A 22,857-nucleotide genomic window follows, 5' to 3' on the forward strand; every position below is an offset into this window, starting at 1 on the left:
TAAATTACTATGAATTAAAAAAAGTCGACCCAACAACAGGAGACTCCCACTTTGTACAGAGCAAAGGCAGCGGAGTCTTTTTTTCATCCAAACCCTAATGGAGAGTGAATCAAATGGCTAAAGTTGTTATTATTTCTGGAAGTCCAACACCTACGTCCCGTTTGCATGGTGTTATCGAAGTGGCAAAAAGTGAACTATTGAAAGCAGGCTTGGAAGTGGAATGGATTAAGGTACGCGACATCCCGGCTGAGGATTTGTTATATGCCAAATTTGACAGCGAAGCTATTGTAAAAGCGAACGCGCATGTTGCGGAGGCAGATGCCGTATTCGTCGCTACCCCGGTATATAAAGCCTCTTACACAGGTGTATTAAAAGCTTTCCTCGACCTACTCCCGCAAAAAGGCCTCGAGCGTAAAGTTGTGCTTCCGTTAGCCGTTGGAGGGACGATATCTCACTTGCTAGCTATCGATTACGCTTTAAAACCAGTGCTGTCTGCATTAGGCGCGCAGAACATTCTGCAAGGGGTTTACGTGCTCGATAAACAAGTAACATGGGGCGATCAAGGACAAGCCATATTGGACGATGAAATTGCAAATCGACTGCAAGAATCCGTGACTGAATTTATTCAAGAAATTAAATGGCATACGAGCCGTTAAAAACGATTAATTAATGGAAAACCGCTGCTGGTACCTTTTACTAGTAGCGGTTTTTTGTGTCCTGAACAACCGTTCCCATGCTATACTACTGGTAGAACTTATACGTTATGATTTATAGAATAGGAGCGATTATTTTTTTTAATATTATAGTTTTATAGTTTGGATAAATTTTCAATTCCATGGGTATTTAATATTCCGAGGCAGCAATAAATAAAGTTTGGATTGGGGAGATATAGGTTGAATGATGAAATTAAAAAAAGAGTGCTTTTAGTTGACGGAATGGCTATACTTTTCAGAGCGTTTTATGCGACTTCTTACTCAGGTTATATTCGAAAAACTAGCTATGGATTGCCAACAAATGCTGTATATGGATTTATTCAATATTTTTTTGATGCTATTAACACTTTTAACCCAACGCATGTAATTTGTTGTTGGGATATGGGTAGTAGCACTTTTCGAAATGAGAATTATAATGAATACAAACAAAATCGTTTGGAAGCTCCTCTTGAGCTTTTGCCGCAGTTTGATTTGGTAAAAGAAGTCGTTGCAGAGATGGGGATCCCGAATATCGGCTTAGTAGGCTACGAAGCTGACGATTGTATTGGAACTCTATCAAATAGACTTCAGAATGATTCTGAGGTATTTATATTAACTGGGGATCATGATATGCTTCAGTTAATTACTGAACAAGTAAAAGTCATAATAATGAAAAAAGGTAAATTAAATTACTCTATTTATGACCTCGAGACGCTTTATTCCGAAAAGCAATTAACACCTTTGCAGATTATCGATTTAAAAGGATTTATGGGGGATACTGCTGATAACTATCCAGGGGTTAAAGGCATAGGAGAGAAGACTGCACAAAAGTTACTAGCTGAGTATAAATCAATTGAAGGTTGCCTTGAAAATATTGAACTTCTCCCAAATAGCATTAAAAATAAAATTAAAGAAAATTTGGAAATGTTACATCTATCAAGAGATTTAGCTCGGATACGATTAGATGTACCAATCGAGTGCGAATTACACGAATGTATTTGGGATTTGCGACGTGAGGCCGCAACAAAAAAATTCATGGAGTTAGAATTTGGAGGCCTTACAAAACTACTAGGTGAAATTGATGATTCATCAACGGAGGACCCGTTTGTGATAATCACAAGTGAGGTAGCTGTTTCTAAATCTTAGTATGCTTGAAACAAATAAAGGAGGCCATAAGGGCCTCCTTTATTTGTTGTAGTGCGCCCAGCATGGGCGCTATCTCTAGGGTTCAAGTCCCGAATGGTGAAGGCAGTAGTAGCCATAGCTTAAGGCAAGGGTGTCCACCGTGAGGTGGAATCAAATCACTTACATTTTCCGACCAAAAACTAGCATAAATAAAAATCCTCCGGCAGATCCAACACCAATAAAATTGATCAAAATTCCAGTCGATCAATATGAGTGGGTTATTTATGGTGGGGAGATTGAAACAAACGATGTATTTGATCATCAAATGCTTAATAAGTTCTCATTCGAGTATGTTGATGCATTGAGAGATGCAACGTCTGAGTTAATTAAATCTTCTGGAAGACTTCATAAGATTATTACAACATAAGAACAAGATGAAAACAATAAAGAGGAGGTAGTAACTAAACTTCAAAATTTAAATGAGCAAATAAAACAATCCAATGATATTAAAAAAACGGAAAAAACAATCAATGATTCATTTTCGCGTGTATCATCAGCATTATAAATTTGATCATTTTCCATCTGTTGTTCATTTTCCACACTGAAAAAATCCTTAATTTATAAGGTTTTTCGGGAAATTTCAGGACGAAATAAGAAATAACGAAATTTAATGAAAACGGTTAATTTACTCTTGTTGTAAGTCTCCTATAATTGGGGTTAGTGCTGGTGTCGATCCTACTACAAGCCCCTACCAACCAAATTAGAGCGGCGATAGCACAAGTCTTAAACATAAAAAGGGAGGAAAAAAAATGTCTCGAAAGCTTTTAGTAGCACTCTCATCTCTTACCCTAGCAGGATCACTTCTCGCAGGGTGTGGAGCGGGTAATGGTGGAAATGCAGGAAATGCTTCTACTACACCAAGTGCAAGTGCTTCGGCTAATCCCCAACAATATGGTGATACAGGAGGAATCAAGCTTCCTATTGTAGATAAACCGACAACGCTTACATGGATGCTAGTCAGCGAAAATACCAACTTACAAGATTCGATGGTCATCAAAGAAATTGAGAAGCGTACAGGTATTAAAGTAGAGGTTCAGGCTTATTCATCGCAGAGCTACAAGGACAAGCTCAAAGTTGTACTTGCCTCCGGTAAGCTTCCTGATATTTTCCACTCACAAACGATACCAGAGCTGAACAAGATGGGCGGACAGGGAGCCTTAGTACCGATTAACCAATACCTGGATAAACTTCCTAACTTCAAAAAACTTTATGTGGATGATAAAGATAACAATTGGGTCATGAAATCATGGTCCGATGACAAAAATAATTTATATACTTGGCCGGTCTACGGGTTACAGCGTGATGTGAACCACGGATTCCTTTACCGTAAGGATGTATTTGATAAACTTGGAATCAAAGAATGGACGAATAACGAAGAATTTTACCAAGCGCTCAAAAAGCTGAAAGCAGCATATCCCGACTCCTATCCTTACGCTTCCAAAACGAAGGAAGTTATTTTCAAGGATTGGACTTATGGCTGGGGAGTGGGCGGAGTAAGTTATCCGGCTTATTTCGACGAGAAAGCAAAGACCTGGAAGCTTGCGTATACCCAACCGGAATTTAAAGAGATGCTTGATTTTATGAAAAAGCTTTACAACGAAGGACTTATGGATCCAGAATTTATTACGGATACAGATGCTTCTTGGACAGCAAAAATGACAACGAATAACAAATCGTTTGTTACCTTCGACTGGATTGGAAGATTGGATTCGTTCGCGAATCAAGTGAAATCACAAAATCCAGATTACAATCTACGTTATGGAAATCCTGTAGGTCCTACAGGGAATATCCGCACACTGCCCAAAATTGACCAATTCGGTATTGTGGTATCCAACAATGATAAAAAAGAAGCCGCACTCAAGCTTCTTGATTATTTGACCAGTCCATCCGGGTCTTCCCTTGTAACAATGGGGATAGAAGGTGAAACCTACAAGATGGAGAACGGCAAGCCCGTGTATCCTGAACTGAAGGATCTTCCACTTGTAGACATTAAGGTTCTTGAGAAAAAATACGGCATGTGGCTGGAAGTCATGTATCTGCGTCCTAACAAAAGCAGCGTTTACTACAACTTTACGGAAAAAGAGAAGGAAGCACAGGATAAGATTGTTAAAAATAACAAGTTTGAAGTTGCAGATCCCGTTTTGAAATTTACAGATGAAGAAACAAAAATTTTGGCTGAGTTTAGAGTGCAGCTTGAGAAAGCCTCTAATGAATTCAATACCAAATACGTAATTAAGAAAGAATTTGGAGAAAGCCAGTGGAAAGAATGGCAGCAAAATGCTGAAAAGCTGGGTGCGTCCAAATACATCGATGCGTACAACGCTGCACAAAAACGTTTCAATGAAGCCAAATAATTAAGCCAATCATGTGATGAGCCAGCGGCACCTGGATGTGTCTATATCCGGGTGTCCTATTCTTACAATATTGAGATGGGAGGAAAGTCCATTGCAGTCAACATCAACAGAGCTCGTACCCAAACAGACCGACCGTGCTCCCATGTCTCGCTTTGCTTCAATGTTGAAACATATCAAGCGTGATCGGCAACTGCTTATTCTATTTATCCCTTGTATCATCTTTTATATTTTGTTCCGTTATGGCCCGTTATATGGCTTGATTATTGCCTTCAAAGATTACAGTGTATACGAAGGGATTATGAAAAGTGATTGGGTCGGATTGAAGCATTTCCAACGATTTTTTGACAGTCCTGACTTTTGGTTATTATTTAAGAATACATTTTTATTAGGTGTGTTCACGATGCTGTGGGCATTTCCGTTCCCGATTATGTTTGCCCTATTACTGAATGAATCCCGATTCATGAGATTCAAAAAGTTGGTACAGACCTTCAGTTATCTTCCCGCTTTTTTATCTGTAGTTATCGTCACCAGTATGATTATCGACTTTCTTTCGCCTACCAACGGAGTAGTCAATCAAGTTCTTAAAGCCATGGGCTTCAATGGTGTATACTTCTTGGCTGCACCTGAATGGTTCCGTACCATCTTCATCTCCACCGAGATTTGGCAGCATATGGGCTATGAAGCGATTATTTATCTAGCTGCGATCGCCAGTATTGATCCTACCCTGTACGAGGCAGCCAAAGTGGATGGCGCGAAGCGTTTCCAAATGATGCGCTACATCACGATACCCAGTATCATGCCGACAATTCTTATTTTGTTCATTATCAAAAGTGGCTCCATATTCAGAATCGGGTATGAGAAGGTGCTTTTGCTCTACAACCCAATGACCTATGAGGTAGCCGATGTATTCTCCACCTATGTATACCGGAAAGGGTTGTTGGAAACCAACTACAGCTATGCAGCGGCGGTAGGCTTTTTTGAAGCCATAGTGGCTCTAATTATGCTGCTGATTTCCAACACCGTGAGTAGAAGGGCAGGAGGGAAGGGACTATGGTAAAAACAAAGTCATTAGAGTCAAGATGGACCCTCTTCGATATTATTCTTACCGTAGTTCTAACTCTAGTCGCCATAGTGACTGTTTATCCGGTTGTTTATATCGTAGCTATCTCTTTCAGTGATACGGTCTATATCGTGCAAAACAAAGTGTTTCTATGGCCCAAAGGTTTTAACCTGGATGCCTACAAGAACATTCTGGAAAGCCCCCGTATTCCCAGAGCTTATATGAATACTATTATTTATACCGTTGTGGGCACGGGGATCAATCTATTGATGACATCTGTCGCCGCATATCCTTTATCCAGACCTGGATTTTTCGGCAGAAAATATTTCATGATCGCCATCGTGCTGACCATGTTTCTCTCAGGAGGTATCATCCCTTCCTATCTAATCGTACAGCAGCTGCATCTTATTGACTCGATGTGGGCGTTGGTTTTACCTAATGCAATCTGGACGATTGAGCTGTTAATTCTAAAAAGCTTTTACGAGGCTATGTCAAGCTCTCTTCGTGAATCGGCCGTAATCGACGGCGCTTCGGAGTATCGGATTTTGTTTAGCATTATCATTCCGCTTTCGAAGCCTGCACTCGCGTCTATTGGATTGTTTTATTTCATGGGACATTGGAACAGTTTCTTTATTCCGATGATCTACTTAAACGATGCCAAGCTGTATCCGCTGCAGGTTGTCCTGAGGGATATGCTGTTTTTTGACACCACCAAAGGAACTGGTTTAGTCGATCAGGTTGCATTGGCTCCGCAGGCGCTGAAGAATGCTACCATCTTCATCTCCATGATACCTGTACTGCTGATTTACCCATTCGCTCAAAAATATTTTGCTAAAGGTATCATGCTCGGTTCAGAGAAGGGGTAGGCCATTTTTTGTCGAATATGACTTGAACACAGACGAATGGATATCCCTGTGACTTTAGTGGGGTGGGGCAGCTATGAAGACGAAATGGAAAATGGTTGCGAACAAAGGTTTTCTGCAGATTTTTTCTGCTTTACTATTGGTAGTGATCATTATGTTTGTATCGAATTATTTGGTGTACAAGAACTCGCTTTCGAGTATTTATCATCAGGTTAGCGAAAACAATAAGCTCGTTGTTAAAAACCTGATACGCTCCTTTGACGACGTCTTCAAGGATATCAACGATATTATTTATATGGTGCAGTCATCTAACAATATATGGGGTTCATTCGAAGGTGATTCTGTCGATTTCAGTGAAGCCTCTAAGTTGTACAAAGATATTCGCCCGTTCATATCCTCTAATGAATATATCGAAGAGATCGTCGTATTCCATAATAATTTCGATATTGCTGTCACCTCTGCGGGGACAATTTCACTGGAGGAGCTGTTTCGAAAAAAGTTTAATAATATTACGTACAATGCTAATTTTTGGAAGACCCTTATGAGTAAACCACATCCGCTTCAGGTATTTCCTGCTCAGTGGTACAGCGGGTCTGGCTCAGACAGTGAAGGGAAAAGGAAACTTATTGTCTTAACCGGCAACAATAAAACCTATAACCAGAACATATTGATCTTTTTGAATGTGAATAAGCTGCTACAGCATGTCAATCAAGCGGCTATGATGCAGGGAAGCACTTTAATCGTGATGGATGAGAATCGCAATATGTTCCTGAATACGGAAGAAAGCTGGAATCTCGTTGAAGTTTTAAACGATCTGAATATTAGGACAGGTCCTGAAGCGACTCTGAAGAAAAAGGATTTTGAATATAATGTTTATAAATCCGATTTTAATGAATTCATTTATATCAACAAGGCGCCATACGAATTCACCAATCTGCAGTCGGTCACGGATGCGAACCGCCAAATCATTATGATTGCCATTGCCTGTGCGGTTCTGTTGTCGGCTTTCCTGAGTCTTTATTTGTATAAACCAATACGAGTTATTCTCAAGCTGATGGGTGTTATGGACCAGCGAGGCGCCGATTTTCGAAACATCCTTACGGGGATAGCTAAGATTCAAGATGAAAATGAACTCATTAAAGCGCGATTAACAGGGGTCAACTGGGAAATGAGGAGAAGCGCTTTTCTCAATACGCTCGATGATGATTCACGCTCCCAGGAAGCTGAGCTTCGGATGCAGCAATATTTTGCTGAATTTTTCCAAAGCAAATATTTCCTTATGGCAGACTTTCAGCTGCGGCTTAATCCTAATAGTGAGCAGACCGAGATGCTTCAGATCGAAGAATTTGTTCACGCCATCCAGACGGGGCTAGAGGAAAGAGTGGGAAAGACCTTTGTTTTTCATATGACTAACATGAGGTTTATCGCGGAAATTGCGATTCATCATCCTTCTGATCGTGAGCATGTCGTTAAACAATTGAAGAGTTTTGTGAAGCAGGTACAAGAGGATGGTTGGTTATGCAGTTCTATGTTGACTGGAATCAGTCGGCTCTATTCAACCAAAACAGTGAACTGTCATAAAGCCTATCGGGATCTAACTGAATGCTTGCTGTATCGCAACATCCATGCAGACGATCTAGTTACCGATTTTCAAGCGATCAGATATACCTGGAAAGTCTATGTACCGCTTAATGAGATCGAGAGGGCATCTAATTTTCTTGTGAGCGGCAATGAAGCCGAATGTATTCAAATTATTGATCATGTTTTTACTACGAATGTGGAACGCCAAATCCATCACTATCAGCTGATGCCGATTGCCAAAACCATCTTCTATTATATGGTAAAGCATCTGGATACGAGCGACTTTGAATCGAAGGACATTCTTGCGCTGGAACTGGAATTTAACCAAAAGGTAGAAGCCGCCTTCAGCTATGAGAGCATCCGAGGCGCACTCGTTCAAGCAATCAGAGTCATCATGGAACACAATAAGACCGAACAAAAAAGAAAATTGAATCCAACGTCTATTGCTACCTATATAGAGCTTAATTATATGAAAAACTTACATTTAGACCATATGGCAGAAATGCTTGAGACGTCTCCTAAATATTTTTCGAGTTATTTTAAAAAAACGTTCGATATTAATTTTGTAGAATATTTAAATCGAGTACGCTTGTCTCATGCTAAAGAGCTGTTGAAGAAGACGGAGCTTTCGGTTGCTGAAATCGGTGAAAAAACCGGTTATTTAAATTCATCTACATTTACGAGCACATTTAAAAAATATCATGGGATTTCGCCAAGCGACTATCGTAAAAATATCTTGGCTTAACTTCCCGTTCCCTCAGGAGGAGATCATAATGAAAGCCGTTGCCGCTCAAAAGGGGACCATTGGTTGGATACATGCTGACGAGCCTAAGCTCCTTGCAGGGCATGTACGGATACGTACCGAATATTCAGCGATCAGTCCAGGAACTGAGCTGAGTATGGCTAAGAAATCAGCGGATAACCCGCTAGCAATAGGTTACAGTGCGGTTGGTATCATTGAGCAGGTGGCTGACGATGTAACGGAGCTGAAGATAGGACAACGGGTTGCCTGCTATGGAGCTCCCTATGTTCGGCATGCGGAGGTATTATCCGTTCCTGTTAACCTGACCGCGCTCGTTCCCGAGCATGTCAGTCCGGAAGAGGCCGCCTTCGCTGGATTAGGGGCAATCGCCATTCACGCGTTACGGATAGCCGATCTGAGATTCGGCGAGTCATTGATCATCGTCGGTTTGGGTATCTTGGGTAACATTAGCGCCCAGATTGCTGCCGCTGCCGCTTATACAACCCTTGGTTATGATTTGAATGCCGACCGTGCTGCCATTCTAAGACAAAGCGGCTTCCGCCATGCCTATGTCAGTCAAGCAGATCTGGAGGCAGGACTATGGGCAGCAACCGAAGGGATTGGTGCAGATAGCGTTCTATTGTGTGCAAGCGGAGATGGAGAGTCGTTGATTAACAGCTCATTGGACTGGATTCGCGATAGAGGAAAAATTATTATTGTTGGAGATATATCCACGAATTTTTCAAGAAATAAGATGTTCGGAAAGGAAGCCCAGGTGCTCATATCCCGAGCAGGCGGCCCCGGACGGTATGACAAGCAGTACGAGCGGGATAACAAGGATTATCCAATCGGGTATGTGAGATGGACAGAAGGACGAAATACTCGGGAATATATACGACTGCTGGCAGAGAAACGTATTAGCGTACAGCATCTGATCACTGGTATATACCCAATTGAGAAAGCTGCGGAGGCCTACAGGAATTACTCGATATCATCTTCGACTATGGGGACTCTAATTCAATATCCTAAATACAAGTAAATAACAGACGAAGACGCATTCGGAATTAATTCCGCTGTTATGAGGAGGACTTCGTCTGTGAATAATTGTAATTATATTACAATAATGTTAAATATTTAGGGGGTATCCATGATTTTCGCTGATGATGAGCTAGATAATGTGGCATTACTCAAATTTTATGAACAACATTTGGTTCAAGATTTGCTGCCTTTTTGGAATCGAGCTTTAGACAAGAAATACGGCGGCGTCTTCACATGCTTTAACAATGCGGGAACAGAATCGATCAGTACAGACAAGTACACGTGGTCTCAAGGTAGATTTGTATGGTTATGGGCAAGAATAGCATCCATGATGAGCCAAGGGATATTGCGGGGAAATGCTGTTGATTATTTGGATCAAGCCGAGAAAACTGTCCATTTTCTAAAGAAGTATGCCATCATGGAAAACGGAAACTGTGCCTTTCTAATAACGGAGTCTGGAGACAAGAAAGAAAGCATTCCAGGTGCAGGGTACGATACGAGCTTCTATGCAGACTGTTTTGTTGTATTAGGATTTGCGGAGTTTGGGCGCGTAAGTCGACGAGTCGATATTGTGGAAGATGCTTTGCAACTCTACAACCGTATCAGACAAAGACTTCAAACAAGCGATGTTCGTAGTGAACCGTATCCCATTCCTGAAGGGTTTAAAGCCCATTCTGTGCCGATGATTTTATTAAATGTATCTCAACAACTGATGGATACGCTGGAAGCGATGGATCATCCTCAGTATGGTAACATGAGGGATAACTGTCTCTTATATATGGAACAGATTATGGGAGAGTTCGCTATGTCGGATCATCGGATTGCTGAGATCCTTCCCATTCAAGGAGTAGTCCCCGACTCTGTTCTATGCCGGCACGTAAACCCTGGACATACCCTAGAATGCATGTGGTTTGTTATGAACACGGCCGCCAAGTTAAACAGAGCGGATCTTATAGATAAAGTCATTCCCGTTATTAAGAAAGCCTATGAATTAGGCTGGGATTCTAATGAGGGTGGTTTGCTGCGTTTTGTGGATCGCGAGGGCGGTAAGCCTAAAGGATTTGAAACCGGGGACACATATGAAGCCTTAATCCTGGACACGTGGGATTCTAAACTTTGGTGGCCTCATTCGGAAGCATTATACTGTTCTTTATTGGCTTATGAGCTTTCTAAGGATAAAGAGTTTGTTACCTTGTACGAAAAAACACAGCAGTACGTTTTTGAGAAATTCCCAAATTCAGATAAGCAAATCGGTGAGTGGATACAGATTCTAGACCGTAAAGGCTTTCCCCTGGAGAAAGTGGTTGCTCTACCGGTAAAAGATCCTTTTCATATTATTCGGAACGTACTGTTAATCATTGAATTGTATGCGGATAAAATCAGAAAACAAATGGAAGTCGTTAGGATATAAGATCCATTATTCGAAGAGGGAGATGGGATTGAGCATGACGATTCGGCCATTACACACCCAAACTATTGATTATTTGAAAGTTGAAGTTTATGAGAATAGAAAAGCTATGGGTACGTCAGCAGGGTACGCTGTCGCAGCTAAAATGAAGGAACTCCTGCAAGAGAATCAAAACATTCGCATGGTTTTTGCTGCAGCGCCATCCCAAAATGAGTTTTTAGAAGCTTTAAAAGGAATCGAAGGCATAGATTGGTCTCGGGTTATAGCTTTTCACATGGATGAATATATTGGGTTGCCGGCTAATGCTTCCCAAAGATTCGGTACCTTCCTTTGTCATCGTTTATTCTATGAAGTGAAGCCGGGGGAAGTTCAGTTGATCAATAGTTCCAATGCTATTCAGGAGGAATGCCTGCGGTACGGCCATTTAATTGAAGAGGCACCGATAGATATCGTTTGTTTGGGGATAGGTGAAAACGGCCATATTGCCTTTAATGATCCGCCTGTTGCCGATTTTTGCGATCAGGTTGCTGTTAAAGGTGTAGAGCTCGATCTTGCTTGCAGGCAGCAGCAAGTGAACGATGGTTGCTTTGAGACGTTAGCGGATGTTCCTACTCATGCGCTGACTTTAACAATCCCTACATTATTATCTGGAACTCATTTATTCTGCATGGTACCTGGTGCAACGAAATTTGCGGCTGTACACAGAACGCTTAGCGGTCCTATTACTACAGAGTGCCCTTCCTCTATTCTTCGTCAGCACCCTGACTGTACATTATATGTGGATACGGATTCTTACGGAGAGTTGAGTTAGCATGGCAGGTTTGGATGGAGCGGTAACGCTTGTAAAGGGCATTCATTATCGAACAGAGGAACCCATTATCATACGAATGCAGGACGGATTCATCATAGATATTGAGCGGGATCGGATGGAATCTAAAGATGAATCTCTTCCATGGATTGCACCGGGATTAGTCGATTTGCAGATTAATGGATATCATGGGGCGGATTTTAATACAATCCCCATTGAAATGGGATCAGTGGAGAAGGTGACGAGAGCCCTGTGGCAGGAAGGGGTTACCTCCTATTACCCGACTGTGATTACGAACGGAGACGAATCCATAGAAAAAGCGCTTCTTTCCATTACAGAGGCCTGTTCACATGATCCCGTATACGGCAGCGTCAGAAGAACAAATTTCCAAGGCTGTGAAAGCAGGAGCGATTTTGTCAACGCATCTGGGAAATGGTGCTCATCTCATGCTGCCCCGTCATCCTAATTATATATGGGAGCAATTGGCACAAGATGATCTTTGGGCATTTAGAGCATCTTCCTGATGTGCCAACCTTGCTTTTATATGACAAAGCACCTAGCCTGCAAACATCGGCAGCCGAATATATCAAGGATACACAGAAGCACCAATAAGATGCTTACGATGCCAGTTTTCTTATGAAAACTCTAAGATAATGCTTCGATGTTAGTTTTGTTAAAGCAAAACACTAAGGAGGATAAGGAACATGAATAATAAGGTTCACTCAGACGTTGTGATTATCGGGGGAGGAACGGGAGGCTGTGCAGCCGCTCTAGCCGCTGCCAAAGCTGGGAAAACTGTGATCATGACGGAAGAAACCGATTGGATTGGGGGACAGCTAACAAGCCAAGCGGTGCCGCCAGATGAGAATCCATGGATTGAGCAATTCGGCTGTACAGCGAGCTTTCGAAGCTTCCGAACGGGTGTCCGAGATTATTATAAACGCCATTTTCCACTGGCGCAGACGGTAGATCCCCTTAAACCCTTTGATCCGGGGAATGCCATTGTGAGTTGGATTGCTCATGAGCCAAGGACAGCGCTTGCTGTTCTGCATGAGATGCTGGCACCTTATGTGCATAGCGGAAGACTGCATATATATACCGGATACAAGGCTGAAAGTGTGGAAACGTCTGGTGATGAGATCCTGTCTGTTACCGTACGTGAATTGGCCTCTCCAGATAAGATTGTATTAACGGCGCCTTACTTTCTGGATGCAACGGAAGAAGGAGAGCTATTGCCGCTTGGAGGCGTGGAATATGTGACCGGGGCGGAATCGATGGCGGATACGGGAGAACCACATGCCTTGCCAGGGCAAGCCGATCCGCAGGACATGCAGGCATTTACCTACTGCTTCGCCATGGACTACATCGATGGGGAGGATCACACGATCCCAAAGCCGGAGCAGTATGAATTCTGGAAGCAGTACAAGGCCGACTTTTGGCCGGATCAGCAACTAAGCTGGTCAGGGCTTGTACCGCACACCTTGGAGCCAGTCCTTTACAGCCTATTTCCTGACGGTAAGTCATTCTCACTTTGGAAATATCGTAGAATTATCGACCGCACACAATTCATAGAAGGAACTTATGCTAGCGATATCACGCTCGTCAATTGGCCGCAAAACGACTATTGGCTTGGCTCTGTCATTGATGTGAGTGCGGAGGAGCGGGAGAGGCATCTAGAGAATGCGAAGCAGCTAAGCTTATCATTGCTGTATTGGATGCAGACGGAAGCACCTAGACCCGACGGGAAGCAAGGGTACCCGGGGCTTCGGTTACGCCCAGATATTGTAGGGACGAAGGATGGACTCGCCAAAAGCCCTTATATTCGTGAATCCCGTCGAATACGAGCACAATTTACGGTTGTGGAGCAGCACTTAAATCCGGCCTGTCGACCAAATGGTGCTGCCGAGGATTATTTTGACTCGGTCGGTATTGGCTGTTACCGCATCGATCTTCATCCTAGCACTAGCTTGCGCACCTATATTGACGTGTCGAGCCTGCCTTTTCAGATTCCACTGGGAAGCTTAATCCCGATCCGGGTCAAAAACGTATTGCCGGCTGGTAAAAATATCGGAACGACTCATATTACGAATGGCTGCTACCGTCTGCACCCTGTAGAGTGGAATATTGGGGAATCAGCAGGGTATTTAGCCGCATTTTGTTTAGAGCACCAAGTGCAGCCTCAAGAAGTACGAGATAACAGGGAGCTTCTGGCGGATTATCAAGCTAAACTTGTTCAAGCGGGTATCGAGCTGAAGTGGCCATCGATCCATGCTGTATAACTCGTACAAGGAAGTTAAGGAGGAAAGCTCATCATGAAAAGTAGGATTCCAAAACATAGCTTAGTTGTTTCCTGTCAAGCACTCTCCGATGAGCCGCTCCATGGATCGATCCATATGGCCGTAATGGCTCGTGCAGCCGCTGAAGGAGGTGCCCAAGGTATTCGAGCGAATAGCGTAGAAGATGTTCGTGCGATCAAGCAGGCGGTGGATCTGCCGGTAATTGGCTTATGGAAGAAAGATTATGAAGGCTATGATATCTATATTACACCTACCCTTGAAGATGCTCTTGCCATCGCAAAGGCAGGAGCGGATATTGTAGCGATAGATGCTACTGGGCGTCCTAGACCCGATGGTCTGAGCTTACGTCAGACCTTAAGCATGCTTAAAGACGCTGGTGTCACGGTTATGGCGGATATTTCGACATACGAGGAAGGCGTTTCGGCTGCCCAGTGGGGAGCTGATTACATATCGACAACGCTGTCCGGCATACACCATATTCACAGGTTAAGCTTCCGAACCTCGAGCTGGTCCAACAGCTTGCGGGCTCGCTTCAGGTACCTGTTGTAGCAGAAGGTGGTGGACGGGAACTCAGATTGCTAAGGAAATAGAGCAGCGCTTTCCCTATCCAGTCGTTGTCGATAATGACGTTAATGCTGCTGCTGTCGGCGAAAGCTGGATAGGTGCAGCCACCGAGCAGAAATCTTTTGTATTGATGGCGCTTGGCACAGGTGTGGGTGGCGCAGTGGTCGTGGATGGAGCCTTGATTCATGGTCATCAGGGTGGCGAAGGCGATCTGAGCCATCTGATTATCATACCTGGAGGAGCTGCCTGTAACTGTGGGCAAAAGGGCTGCTTGGAGCAATACGCTTCAGGTACTGCATTGAATCGGCATGCTCGGGAGATTGCTTCCGATTGGGATAGCCGACGTTTGGTGGAAGCCAGCATGCTTGGTGACGCGCAGGCACGGAAGGTAATTGACAGATTTGTGGCCAATCTGGCTGTAGGTCTAATCAACGTACAGAGAATGTTGGATCCTGATCTCATTGTACTAGGCGGTGGCTTAATTGAAGCTCGGAACAGCGGGTGGGATGCTTTATTGCAAGCTGTAACTGTACATACGAATTTAAAGCTGTGTCTTCAGCCTGCGTTGTTAGGAAACCGAGCTGGGATAATTGGAGCAGCCCGATTAGCGATGCTTGCTGACAAAATGCAGTAAGGCTTCTAGCGTTATAATGAGCCCTGCTCCATATGACTTATCAGAAGGAACACCTTAAGTGGTGTCCTTTTTGTATTTATAGGAGTGGCTTTGCAAATGGAACGATGGACGAACGAGGTTCTGCGACCGGCTGTTGAAGCATACGCAGCAAAGCCCCACGATGATTTCATCACGGGGCTTTGCTGCGTATACTTTTCCCACAAGGATACGAATGGCTTCATTTTGCCCAATAGGTGTACGCCTTGCAGCAATTGATTCGGCTTCGAGCTCAACGGATACGCGATACAACACTCTGACGAATTGGCAGAATGTTGACAAAACTGCCTCGAAAAGAGAGAATGTATCTATTGATGTATATTTAAGAATAATTTTATTTACATATACATTAGAGAGGAATTAACTATGAACGCATTCCAAATAAAATTAGAGGCAATGGTCGACAAGCTGCGTACGGAAATCGTGAGCGGCATGCGCAAGTCGGGCTCTTTCCTGCCCGCGGAGAGCCAGTTGGCCAAAGACTTTCAGATGAGCAATAAATCCGTTCGCAAAGGTCTGGATATATTGGTCGAGGAAGGGCTGATTGTCAAAATCGACAGGGTCGGAAGCGTAGTAGCCGAGAGCAAGGCGCAAACGATCACGCTCAATTTCGGATGCAGCTATTCCATGAACAATGACATTCGCTTGGACGAATTGTTGGCCGAGTTTACCCGTCTTCATCCGTCCATCCACATCAAAAAGGTGTCGCTCGATATCCACCATTACGTTAAATCGATCAAAGAAATGTCTGCGAACGACATGCTCGATGTCGTGTGCCTTAATAGTGCGATGCTGCAGGAAATGGCGGAATCCGGCATGCTTTCCCTGCTTGAGCCGGTAGAGACGAACGTTGAACTGTATCCGATTGCGAATGAGGCCTTCCGATACGATAACCGCATGTACGCAAGTCCGATTTCACTGTCGCCCGTTCTCCTTTGTTATAACCGGCAGCATTTTGCGGAGGCCGGCTTGCAGGAGCCGGACAGCTATTGGACGTGGGACGATGTCATTGCTGCGGGGCGAAGCTTGGCGGAATACCGCAATAAACACGGTTTTTACTTTCAGGTTCTGTCGCGAAACCGGTATCCGGTCTTTTTGCTACAAGCCGGAATTCAGGTATTGAAGGATGGCGAAGAACGGGCTGGGTCCCGGGAGATGCTGGTCGATAGCATTCGGACCTTTTGCCGGATGATCGGCGACCAGGACATTTTTCCGAAATATTTTGCGGCCAGCAACGAGGAAACGAATCAGTTGTTTATTCGCGGCGACGTTTCGATGATCTTGTCCACCTATTACAATCTGAACCAGTTTAACGAGCTTCCCTTGGATTACGATATTGCGCCTTTGCCGACATTACGCCGCGGCGATCCGCAAAAATCGCTTCTCGTTACGTTCGGTACGGCCATCATGAAAAACTCGAGGTCGAAGGAGGCGGGCCGCCAGCTTCTGCGGTTTCTTTCCTCTCCGCACGCGCAGCGCATGATTCATGATCGGACAGTCAGCATACCGGCTCTCAAAAGCATTGCGGACAAGCCTGCCGCAAACGGGTTGAATCGTCCATCCAGATATATGATGTACCGGGAGCTTTTCCCGACGTATGCCTACCATCGCGATCTGGGCGTTTCCATTCAAACGCTTAAAGCCGTCGAGCAGAAGATTAAATATTACTGGTCCGGCGTGCTGGATGAACGGCAGTTCCAGGACAGTGTGGCGGATTTGCTTTTGAGTAAAGAAATGAAACTGTAGAGAAAAGGAAACCGGCACAGCACACAGCACTGCAGGGCAAGCGAATCGCTTGTTCTGCTTTTTATTTTGTCCGGCGTCACATCGAAGGAGAATGTCCTGCTAGGTTTTAGAGATGCCGCTATACATTCACATCGGGTTGTGTCCGGAGAGACAGGTGGAATGAAGGTTGACAGTTATTCCGGCTTCAGCTATAATTCTGAGTAAATCAGAAAGGAATCAGTTTGAAAAAAACGTTTGTAATTTTAGTTTAAAGGAATTAGATGGGAATCAATCGAAAAATCGGGGGGGGCTGCGGGCTACTTAGTGGCGTACTGCTTGGAGTGCGGTCAAATGAAAGCGCTGTCTTAAGAGATTGATTTTTGAAGGGGGAACCAGGAGATGAAAAGAAAATCGCTTTGCGCCATGCTGGCATGTTTGCTGCTTCTTTCGAATTTAGCTGCATTGCCGGCTTCGGCATCGTCGGCCGACCGGTTTGACGAGCTCCGCGGCCGTTGGTACGAGTTGCTGACGGGAGGGGAGTCGTACAATCCGGACGATTCAGACATTCGGGACAAAATCGACTATATCGATAGGACGGCTAAGGGGTATTACGACAAAATACTTAGGGAAGAACCGCCCTTGCCGATTTACGAAGCGGAGGATCTGCAGGCGGAATTATCGTCCGCCGATACCCATGTCGTGTTTGCCGACGGCAGATTCAGCAACGGCAAAGGGGATAAGGTCAATCTCAATGCCGTCGGGGATTACATCGAGTACACGTTGAACGTTCCCGGAGCAGGCTTATACGAGGTGCTTGTAAGGGTCAAAAAAGCTTCGAACTACGGCCGGTTCCAGCTTTCCGTGAACGGGCAAGAGCAGAGCGAGCCGCAGGATACGTATTACCCGAGCGCGGCGCCGGGAGTCGTGGAAACGCTGAATTTGGGGAGCTTGAGCGCAGCTTCCGGCGAGAGCAAATTCCGTTTTACGATTACAGACCGCAATGACGCGAGCAGTAATTACCAATTGGCGATCGATAGCATCCAATTGATCAAGACACCTCTGCAGGGCGCTTTGCCTGCAAGAACCGAGCGGGCTCCGTTCCTCGAGGGAGAAGGTCTCGCGGCGGTCATGTCAGCCGGGGTAAAGCGGCAGACGGCTAACGATGCGCGGTTAAGCGGCGGCAAAGGGGACCGGGTTACGCTGAACAAGCCTGATGACTATATCGAATATACGATAACGGTTCCTGCTGCCGGGACGTATGGAGTGTGGGTCAGAGCGAGAACCTTGACCAGCGGGGGGATCATTCAGGCGGAGATCGACGGAGTACCTCAGGGCTCGCCTCAGGACCATTACATTTCCACTGCCGCGGGAACGGTTGTTATGCAGGCTTTGGGGACGCGATTCCTGGAAGCGGGAACGCATAAACTTCGGCTAAAATCGATAGGTAAGAACGATAAAAGCACCGGCTTCGGCTTTTTCGTCGACTATGTGAACCTCGTTCGTCCGGGCGCAGCCGTATGGGAAGATTTAGTGTACGTGCCGGGCGGATCGGACACCGCCATCAATATTTCTAATTCTTATTCCCGGCTGCGGTCGATGGCGTTAGCTTATTCCACGAAAGGCTCGACGTATTATCGGGATAACGAACTTCTGAAGGAAATGACCGATGCGCTTGGCTGGCTGCACCGCAATTGGTACGATGGCGTCACCCCCCTCTCCGATAATCCTTATTACTGGGAGATGGGTATCCCGATGCTGCTGAACGACATCATGGTGCTGCTTTACGACCAGTTGCCCGGTTCCCGGATTGCCGATTGGTCGAACGCCATGTATTTCTATATAAAAGATCCGAATAAATACAACGCCGGCAAGACGGTCGCGACAGGGGCCAATCGGGCGTGGTTGAGCCAGATTTATATTTTGGCGGGCATTTTGAACAAGGACAGCGGGATCGTTGCGACAGGTAAGGTTCTCCTGAGCGACGCATACAAGAGCGCGGAACCGACTTCAGGGAACGGAACATATAGCTTGTTCAAGTATGTTTCGAAGGGGGACGGCTTTTATCCCGACGGCTCCTTCATTCAGCACGAATCGATTCCTTATAACGGCGGGTACGGCTTGAGCTTGCTGTATACGGTGGCTACGGCGCTGTATCTTGTAAACGATTCAGAGTGGGCAATCGACGATCCGGATGTCGATAACGTGTATCAATGGATATACGATTCTTTCGAGCCCTTTATGCACAAAGGCGGTTTCATGGACATGACGAGAGGCAGGGTTATTGCCAAAGGGGACACCAACAGTCACGATTCGGGTATGACGCTGATTAACGCAATGACGCTTCTCTCCCAGTCCGCGCCATCCCAGCACAAGGAGAACTACAAGCGGATGATCAAAAAGTGGGTGCAGGAGGATACGTATCAGTCTTACATCAGCAAAACGGGCAGCATTTACAATGCGGTACGCGTCAAAAGCTTGCTGGAGGACGGGAACGTCGCTCCTGCCGACGGACTTATGCTGAGCAAGGTATTCCCGAAGATGGATAGAGCCGTTCACCTTCGGCCGGACTTCGGCTTCGGCATCAGCATGCATTCCAAGCGGATTCCGAACTATGAATTCACCGTCGGGGAAAATAAGCGCGGCTGGTTTACCGCTGACGGCATGACCTATCTATACAATGAGGATCATGGGCAATTCGACGGTAATTACTGGCCGACGGTCGACCCTTACCGGCTGCCCGGAACGACGGTCGACACGCAAGCGAGAACCGATTCTTCGGGATTCAAGAAGATCAGCCCCTTGACTTGGGCCGGAGGGACGACGCTCGGAGCGTATGGCATAGCCGGGATGGATTACCGCGGCTTCGATGCCGACGGCAATGGAGAAGCGGTGGAGGCCAGAAAATCATGGTTCATGTTCGACGATGAAGTCGTCGCCATAGGTGCGGGGATCAACAGCTCTGAAGGGAGGACGATCGAAACGATCGTCGACAACCGCAAGCTGCGCAATGATAATGCAAACGTCGTTACGGTAGACGGGAGCATACAGCCGAATGCGCTGACGGCGGGACCGCAGCTCCTCGAGCAGGTTTCCTGGGTGCACGTAACGGGCAATACGGCAACCGGCTCGGATGTCGGCTATTACTTCCCCGAGCCATCCGGCGTTCATATGCTGCGCGAGCAGCGGACCGGTACGTGGAGCACGATCGGCAACGTTCCGTTGTCCGTAAACGATACTCAGACGGCAACCTACGAAACGATATGGTTCGGCCACGGGACGAATCCTGCTGACAGCAGCTATGCATACGTCATTCTACCGAATCGTACGAGCGATGAAGTCGGCGCCTATGCGAGCAATCCGGCTATTTCCATACTCGCTAATACGGCCGCGGTACAAGCCGTCGAGCATCGTACGCTGCATTTGACGGGAGCGAACTTTTGGGAGAATGCGACGGCGACGGCGGGCGGCATTACGAGCGACAGCAAAGCTTCCGTTTTGCTTAAAGAGGACGCGAATGAGCTGGAAATTTCGGTTTCCGACCCTACGCAAGAAAATGCCGGAAGCATCCGGATCGAACTCGACCGGGAGGCGGCGGGGGTCATATCGAATGATCCGCGTATCCGTATCGAGCGGCTGTCTCCGACCGTTCAATTGACTATCGATGCGGCTCAGTCTTACGGGCAATCGTTTAGCGCCAAATTAAGGCCGATGGACGCAAGCGATCGGGCGGATGTAACGCTGGACAGTCAAAGCGTCGCGATCGGTTTTGCTGCCGGCGATGTGGCTGAATCGGTTACCAAGCATTTGGTTTTGCCGGCAGCGGGAGCGAACGGAACGGCGATTGACTGGACATCGGGGGACGAAACCGTCGTCTCCTCGAACGGTTCGGTAACGCGGCCGTCTAATGAACAAGGTGACGTACAGGTAGTCTTGGCGGCGACGATCCGCAAAGGAGAAGCTAGCGCTGAACGGACATTTACAGTCGTGGTCAAGAAGGCGGACGCCGCAACCGGGAACGAGCCGCAATCGCCGGTTTGGACGAATGCGGAGCTTACCGTGGACAGCGTGACTTCAACGGCGGCCAAGCTGCAGTGGACAGCGGCCGACGATCCGGTCGGAGTTGCCGAATACGCGGTATGGCTGAACGGAGAGCTGCATCAAACCGTGAGCGGCCAAGTGTACGAATACGCGCTGTCCGGCTTGACGCCGGCAAGTGCCTATACTGTACGCGTTCAAGCAGGCAATGCCGCCGGCTTATGGTCGACGAACGGACCCGGCTCCTCGTTTACGACCTTGCATAGCGGACCCAAATGGCCGGCCGGCAGCTTGCTTATGGCGTCCGATGTGACGCAAAGCTCGGTGAAGCTGAGCTGGGATCCCGCAGTGAACGGAACGCCGGTCAGTACTTATGAAGTACGCTGGGATGGAGGCAAACAGACGGTTGGCGGTGATGTATACGTTACCTCTATTACCGGATTGACTGCAGGGACCACATACCGGGTTCAGCTGCATGCCATGGACGCTTACGGCCAATGGAGCGAGGACGGCCCACAGCTGTCGGTCAGCACGCTGCCCTATGTTTGCTCGGACTGCGGCGGAGGCGACGGGGCTGCACCAGTTACGACAGCTTCCGTGTCTCCAGCACAACCTGATGGACAAAATGGTTGGTACGTAAATCCGGTAACGCTAACATTGACCGCCACCGATCATGTATCGGGTATGGAGAAGACGGAGTATAGTCTGGATAACGGGACTACGTGGCAGCCTTATACGGCACCCGTGACGTTTGATCAGAGCGGCAATTACGACATACTGTATCGATCGACCGATAAAGCGGGGAATGTTGAACTTGACAACCATGTTAGCTTTAAATTAAATTTGACTGCCGCAGTCGTTAAGTTGCAAGACAGCAGCGGTAATCCGATAAGCGGTGGAATCGTTACATACTACGATGGCGGATGGAAGGATTTTGGGGTAACCGACGCTTTTGGATTGATTAGTAAGAACTTGCCTGATAAAGCATACACCTTTAGCATGACATACGAAGGTACATACATGGAAAAGGTGCAGAATACAGGAGCTAGCCCCATCGTTGTATTCCAGACGGTGAACACGACGGTACAGCTGAAGGACAGTTCGGGGAGCCCGCTCGACGGAGGAACGGTGAAATATTACGCCGGAGGGTGGAAGGACCTGGGGACTACGGTTGGTGGAATGGCAAGCAAGGAATTATTGCCTGGCAACTATACCTTCAGCATGTCTTACTTGGGCACCTATCAGGAGAAAATACAGAACACGGGTTCGATTGCGACGATTGTATTCCAGACGGTGAACACGACGGTACAGCTGAAGGACAGTTCGGGGAGCCCGCTCGATGGAGGAACGGTGAAATATTACGCCGGAGGGTGGAAGGACCTGGGGACAACGGTTGGCGGAATGGCAAGCAAGGAATTATTGCCTGGCAACTATACCTTCAGCATGTCTTACTTGGGCACCTATCAGGAGAAAGTACAGAACACGAGTTCGATTGCGACGGTTGTATTCCAGACGGTGAACACGACGGTACAGCTGAAGGACAGTTCGGGGAGCTCACTTGACGGAGGAACGGTGAAATATTACGCCGGAGGGTGGAAGGACCTGGGGACTACAGTTGGCGGAACGGCAAGCAAGGAATTATTGCCTGGCAACTACACCTTCAGCATGTCTTACTTGGGCACCTATCAGGAAAAAACGCAGAACACAGGTTTGCCTGGGATGGTTGTATTCCAGACGGTGAACACGACGGTACAGCTGAAGATCAGCTTGGGGAATCCGCTCGACGGAGGAACGGTGAAATATTACGCCGGAGGGTGGAAGGACCTGGGGATTGC

The 22,857-nt window shown here is 46.4% G+C and carries 17 protein-coding genes; 16 read left to right on the plus strand and 1 reads right to left on the minus strand.

The window, feature by feature from the left end; all coding sequences use genetic code 11:
• The first annotated feature begins 113 nt into the window (after positions 1 to 113).
• From ssuE to GC098_RS28460, 14 genes are all read left to right on the plus strand, one after another.
• Positions 114 to 656 carry an NADPH-dependent FMN reductase gene (gene ssuE, locus GC098_RS28395; protein ID WP_171646534.1) on the plus strand — a complete coding sequence of 181 codons (543 nt, stop codon included), beginning with the start codon at positions 114 to 116 and terminating at the stop codon, positions 654 to 656.
• A 237-nt stretch (positions 657 to 893) separates the two neighbouring features.
• Positions 894 to 1,838: a 5'-3' exonuclease gene (locus GC098_RS28400; RefSeq protein WP_171646535.1), complete on the plus strand. Its 945-nt coding sequence runs from the start codon at positions 894 to 896 to the stop codon at positions 1,836 to 1,838.
• Positions 1,839 to 1,977: 139 nt separating this feature from the next.
• Positions 1,978 to 2,244 (plus strand): hypothetical protein, encoded by a 267-nt coding sequence (locus tag GC098_RS28405; RefSeq protein WP_171646536.1) that lies wholly within the window; start codon positions 1,978 to 1,980, stop codon positions 2,242 to 2,244.
• Positions 2,245 to 2,626: 382 nt separating this feature from the next.
• Positions 2,627 to 4,231, plus strand: a complete 1,605-nt coding sequence (locus tag GC098_RS28410) for an extracellular solute-binding protein (RefSeq protein WP_171646537.1) — start codon at positions 2,627 to 2,629, stop codon at positions 4,229 to 4,231.
• A 91-nt stretch (positions 4,232 to 4,322) separates the two neighbouring features.
• On the plus strand, positions 4,323 to 5,288 hold the full coding sequence (locus GC098_RS28415; protein WP_376773967.1) for an ABC transporter permease: 966 nt from the start codon (positions 4,323 to 4,325) through the stop codon (positions 5,286 to 5,288).
• Complete coding sequence (locus tag GC098_RS28420; RefSeq protein WP_171646538.1) at positions 5,282 to 6,157, plus strand: carbohydrate ABC transporter permease; 876 nt, start codon at positions 5,282 to 5,284, stop codon at positions 6,155 to 6,157. The genes GC098_RS28415 and GC098_RS28420 overlap by 7 nt, the downstream gene beginning before the upstream one ends.
• A gap of 73 nt (positions 6,158 to 6,230) precedes the next feature.
• The gene (locus GC098_RS28425) at positions 6,231 to 8,480 is read left to right on the plus strand and encodes a helix-turn-helix transcriptional regulator (protein WP_171646539.1); all 2,250 of its coding nucleotides are present in this window, start codon (positions 6,231 to 6,233) and stop codon (positions 8,478 to 8,480) included.
• A gap of 28 nt (positions 8,481 to 8,508) precedes the next feature.
• Positions 8,509 to 9,516 (plus strand): zinc-dependent alcohol dehydrogenase, encoded by a 1,008-nt coding sequence (locus tag GC098_RS28430; protein ID WP_171646540.1) that lies wholly within the window; start codon positions 8,509 to 8,511, stop codon positions 9,514 to 9,516.
• A gap of 108 nt (positions 9,517 to 9,624) precedes the next feature.
• Positions 9,625 to 10,926 (plus strand): AGE family epimerase/isomerase, encoded by a 1,302-nt coding sequence (locus GC098_RS28435; protein ID WP_171646541.1) that lies wholly within the window; start codon positions 9,625 to 9,627, stop codon positions 10,924 to 10,926.
• A gap of 34 nt (positions 10,927 to 10,960) precedes the next feature.
• Complete coding sequence (locus tag GC098_RS28440) at positions 10,961 to 11,734, plus strand: glucosamine-6-phosphate deaminase (protein WP_216625454.1); 774 nt, start codon at positions 10,961 to 10,963, stop codon at positions 11,732 to 11,734.
• A gap of 1 nt (position 11,735) precedes the next feature.
• Positions 11,736 to 12,197 (plus strand): hypothetical protein, encoded by a 462-nt coding sequence (locus GC098_RS28445; RefSeq protein ID WP_171646543.1) that lies wholly within the window; start codon positions 11,736 to 11,738, stop codon positions 12,195 to 12,197.
• A gap of 238 nt (positions 12,198 to 12,435) precedes the next feature.
• Positions 12,436 to 14,010: an FAD-dependent oxidoreductase gene (locus tag GC098_RS28450; protein ID WP_171646544.1), complete on the plus strand. Its 1,575-nt coding sequence runs from the start codon at positions 12,436 to 12,438 to the stop codon at positions 14,008 to 14,010.
• A gap of 33 nt (positions 14,011 to 14,043) precedes the next feature.
• Positions 14,044 to 14,577: an N-acetylmannosamine-6-phosphate 2-epimerase gene (locus GC098_RS28455; RefSeq protein ID WP_171646545.1), complete on the plus strand. Its 534-nt coding sequence runs from the start codon at positions 14,044 to 14,046 to the stop codon at positions 14,575 to 14,577.
• Between the two features lie 37 nt (positions 14,578 to 14,614).
• Positions 14,615 to 15,226 (plus strand): ROK family protein, encoded by a 612-nt coding sequence (locus GC098_RS28460; protein ID WP_312880395.1) that lies wholly within the window; start codon positions 14,615 to 14,617, stop codon positions 15,224 to 15,226.
• Positions 15,227 to 15,280: 54 nt separating this feature from the next.
• Here the strand turns inward: GC098_RS28460 and GC098_RS28465 are convergent, their stop codons facing one another.
• Entirely contained in the window at positions 15,281 to 15,514 is a 234-nt protein-coding gene (locus tag GC098_RS28465) for a hypothetical protein (RefSeq protein ID WP_171646546.1), read from the minus strand.
• Positions 15,515 to 15,628: 114 nt separating this feature from the next.
• Here GC098_RS28465 and GC098_RS28470 point away from each other — a divergent pair, with 114 nt between their 5' ends.
• Positions 15,629 to 17,008, plus strand: a complete 1,380-nt coding sequence (locus GC098_RS28470) for an extracellular solute-binding protein (protein WP_171646547.1) — start codon at positions 15,629 to 15,631, stop codon at positions 17,006 to 17,008.
• 378 nt (positions 17,009 to 17,386) lie between these two features.
• The coding region (locus GC098_RS28475; RefSeq protein ID WP_171646548.1) for a polysaccharide lyase family 8 super-sandwich domain-containing protein at positions 17,387 to 22,857 on the plus strand (5,471 nt) is incomplete at its 3' end.

Origin of the sequence: Paenibacillus phytorum (assembly GCF_013141715.1) — a bacterium.
Lineage (GTDB): Bacteria > Bacillota > Bacilli > Paenibacillales > NBRC-103111 > Paenibacillus_E > Paenibacillus_E phytorum.

What these genes read in the sequence shown, in the direction of transcription:
- ssuE (WP_171646534.1), top strand. Translation starts at nt 114, where the DNA reads ATGGCTAAAGTTGTTATTATTTCTGGAAGTCCAACACCTACGTCCCGT.
- GC098_RS28410 (WP_171646537.1), top strand. Translation starts at nt 2,627, where the DNA reads ATGTCTCGAAAGCTTTTAGTAGCACTCTCATCTCTTACCCTAGCAGGA.
- GC098_RS28420 (WP_171646538.1), top strand. Translation starts at nt 5,282, where the DNA reads ATGGTAAAAACAAAGTCATTAGAGTCAAGATGGACCCTCTTCGATATT.
- GC098_RS28425 (WP_171646539.1), top strand. Translation starts at nt 6,231, where the DNA reads ATGAAGACGAAATGGAAAATGGTTGCGAACAAAGGTTTTCTGCAGATT.
- GC098_RS28430 (WP_171646540.1), top strand. Translation starts at nt 8,509, where the DNA reads ATGAAAGCCGTTGCCGCTCAAAAGGGGACCATTGGTTGGATACATGCT.
- GC098_RS28435 (WP_171646541.1), top strand. Translation starts at nt 9,625, where the DNA reads ATGATTTTCGCTGATGATGAGCTAGATAATGTGGCATTACTCAAATTT.
- GC098_RS28440 (WP_216625454.1), top strand. Translation starts at nt 10,961, where the DNA reads ATGACGATTCGGCCATTACACACCCAAACTATTGATTATTTGAAAGTT.
- GC098_RS28445 (WP_171646543.1), top strand. Translation starts at nt 11,736, where the DNA reads ATGGCAGGTTTGGATGGAGCGGTAACGCTTGTAAAGGGCATTCATTAT.
- GC098_RS28450 (WP_171646544.1), top strand. Translation starts at nt 12,436, where the DNA reads ATGAATAATAAGGTTCACTCAGACGTTGTGATTATCGGGGGAGGAACG.
- GC098_RS28455 (WP_171646545.1), top strand. Translation starts at nt 14,044, where the DNA reads ATGAAAAGTAGGATTCCAAAACATAGCTTAGTTGTTTCCTGTCAAGCA.
- GC098_RS28470 (WP_171646547.1), top strand. Translation starts at nt 15,629, where the DNA reads ATGAACGCATTCCAAATAAAATTAGAGGCAATGGTCGACAAGCTGCGT.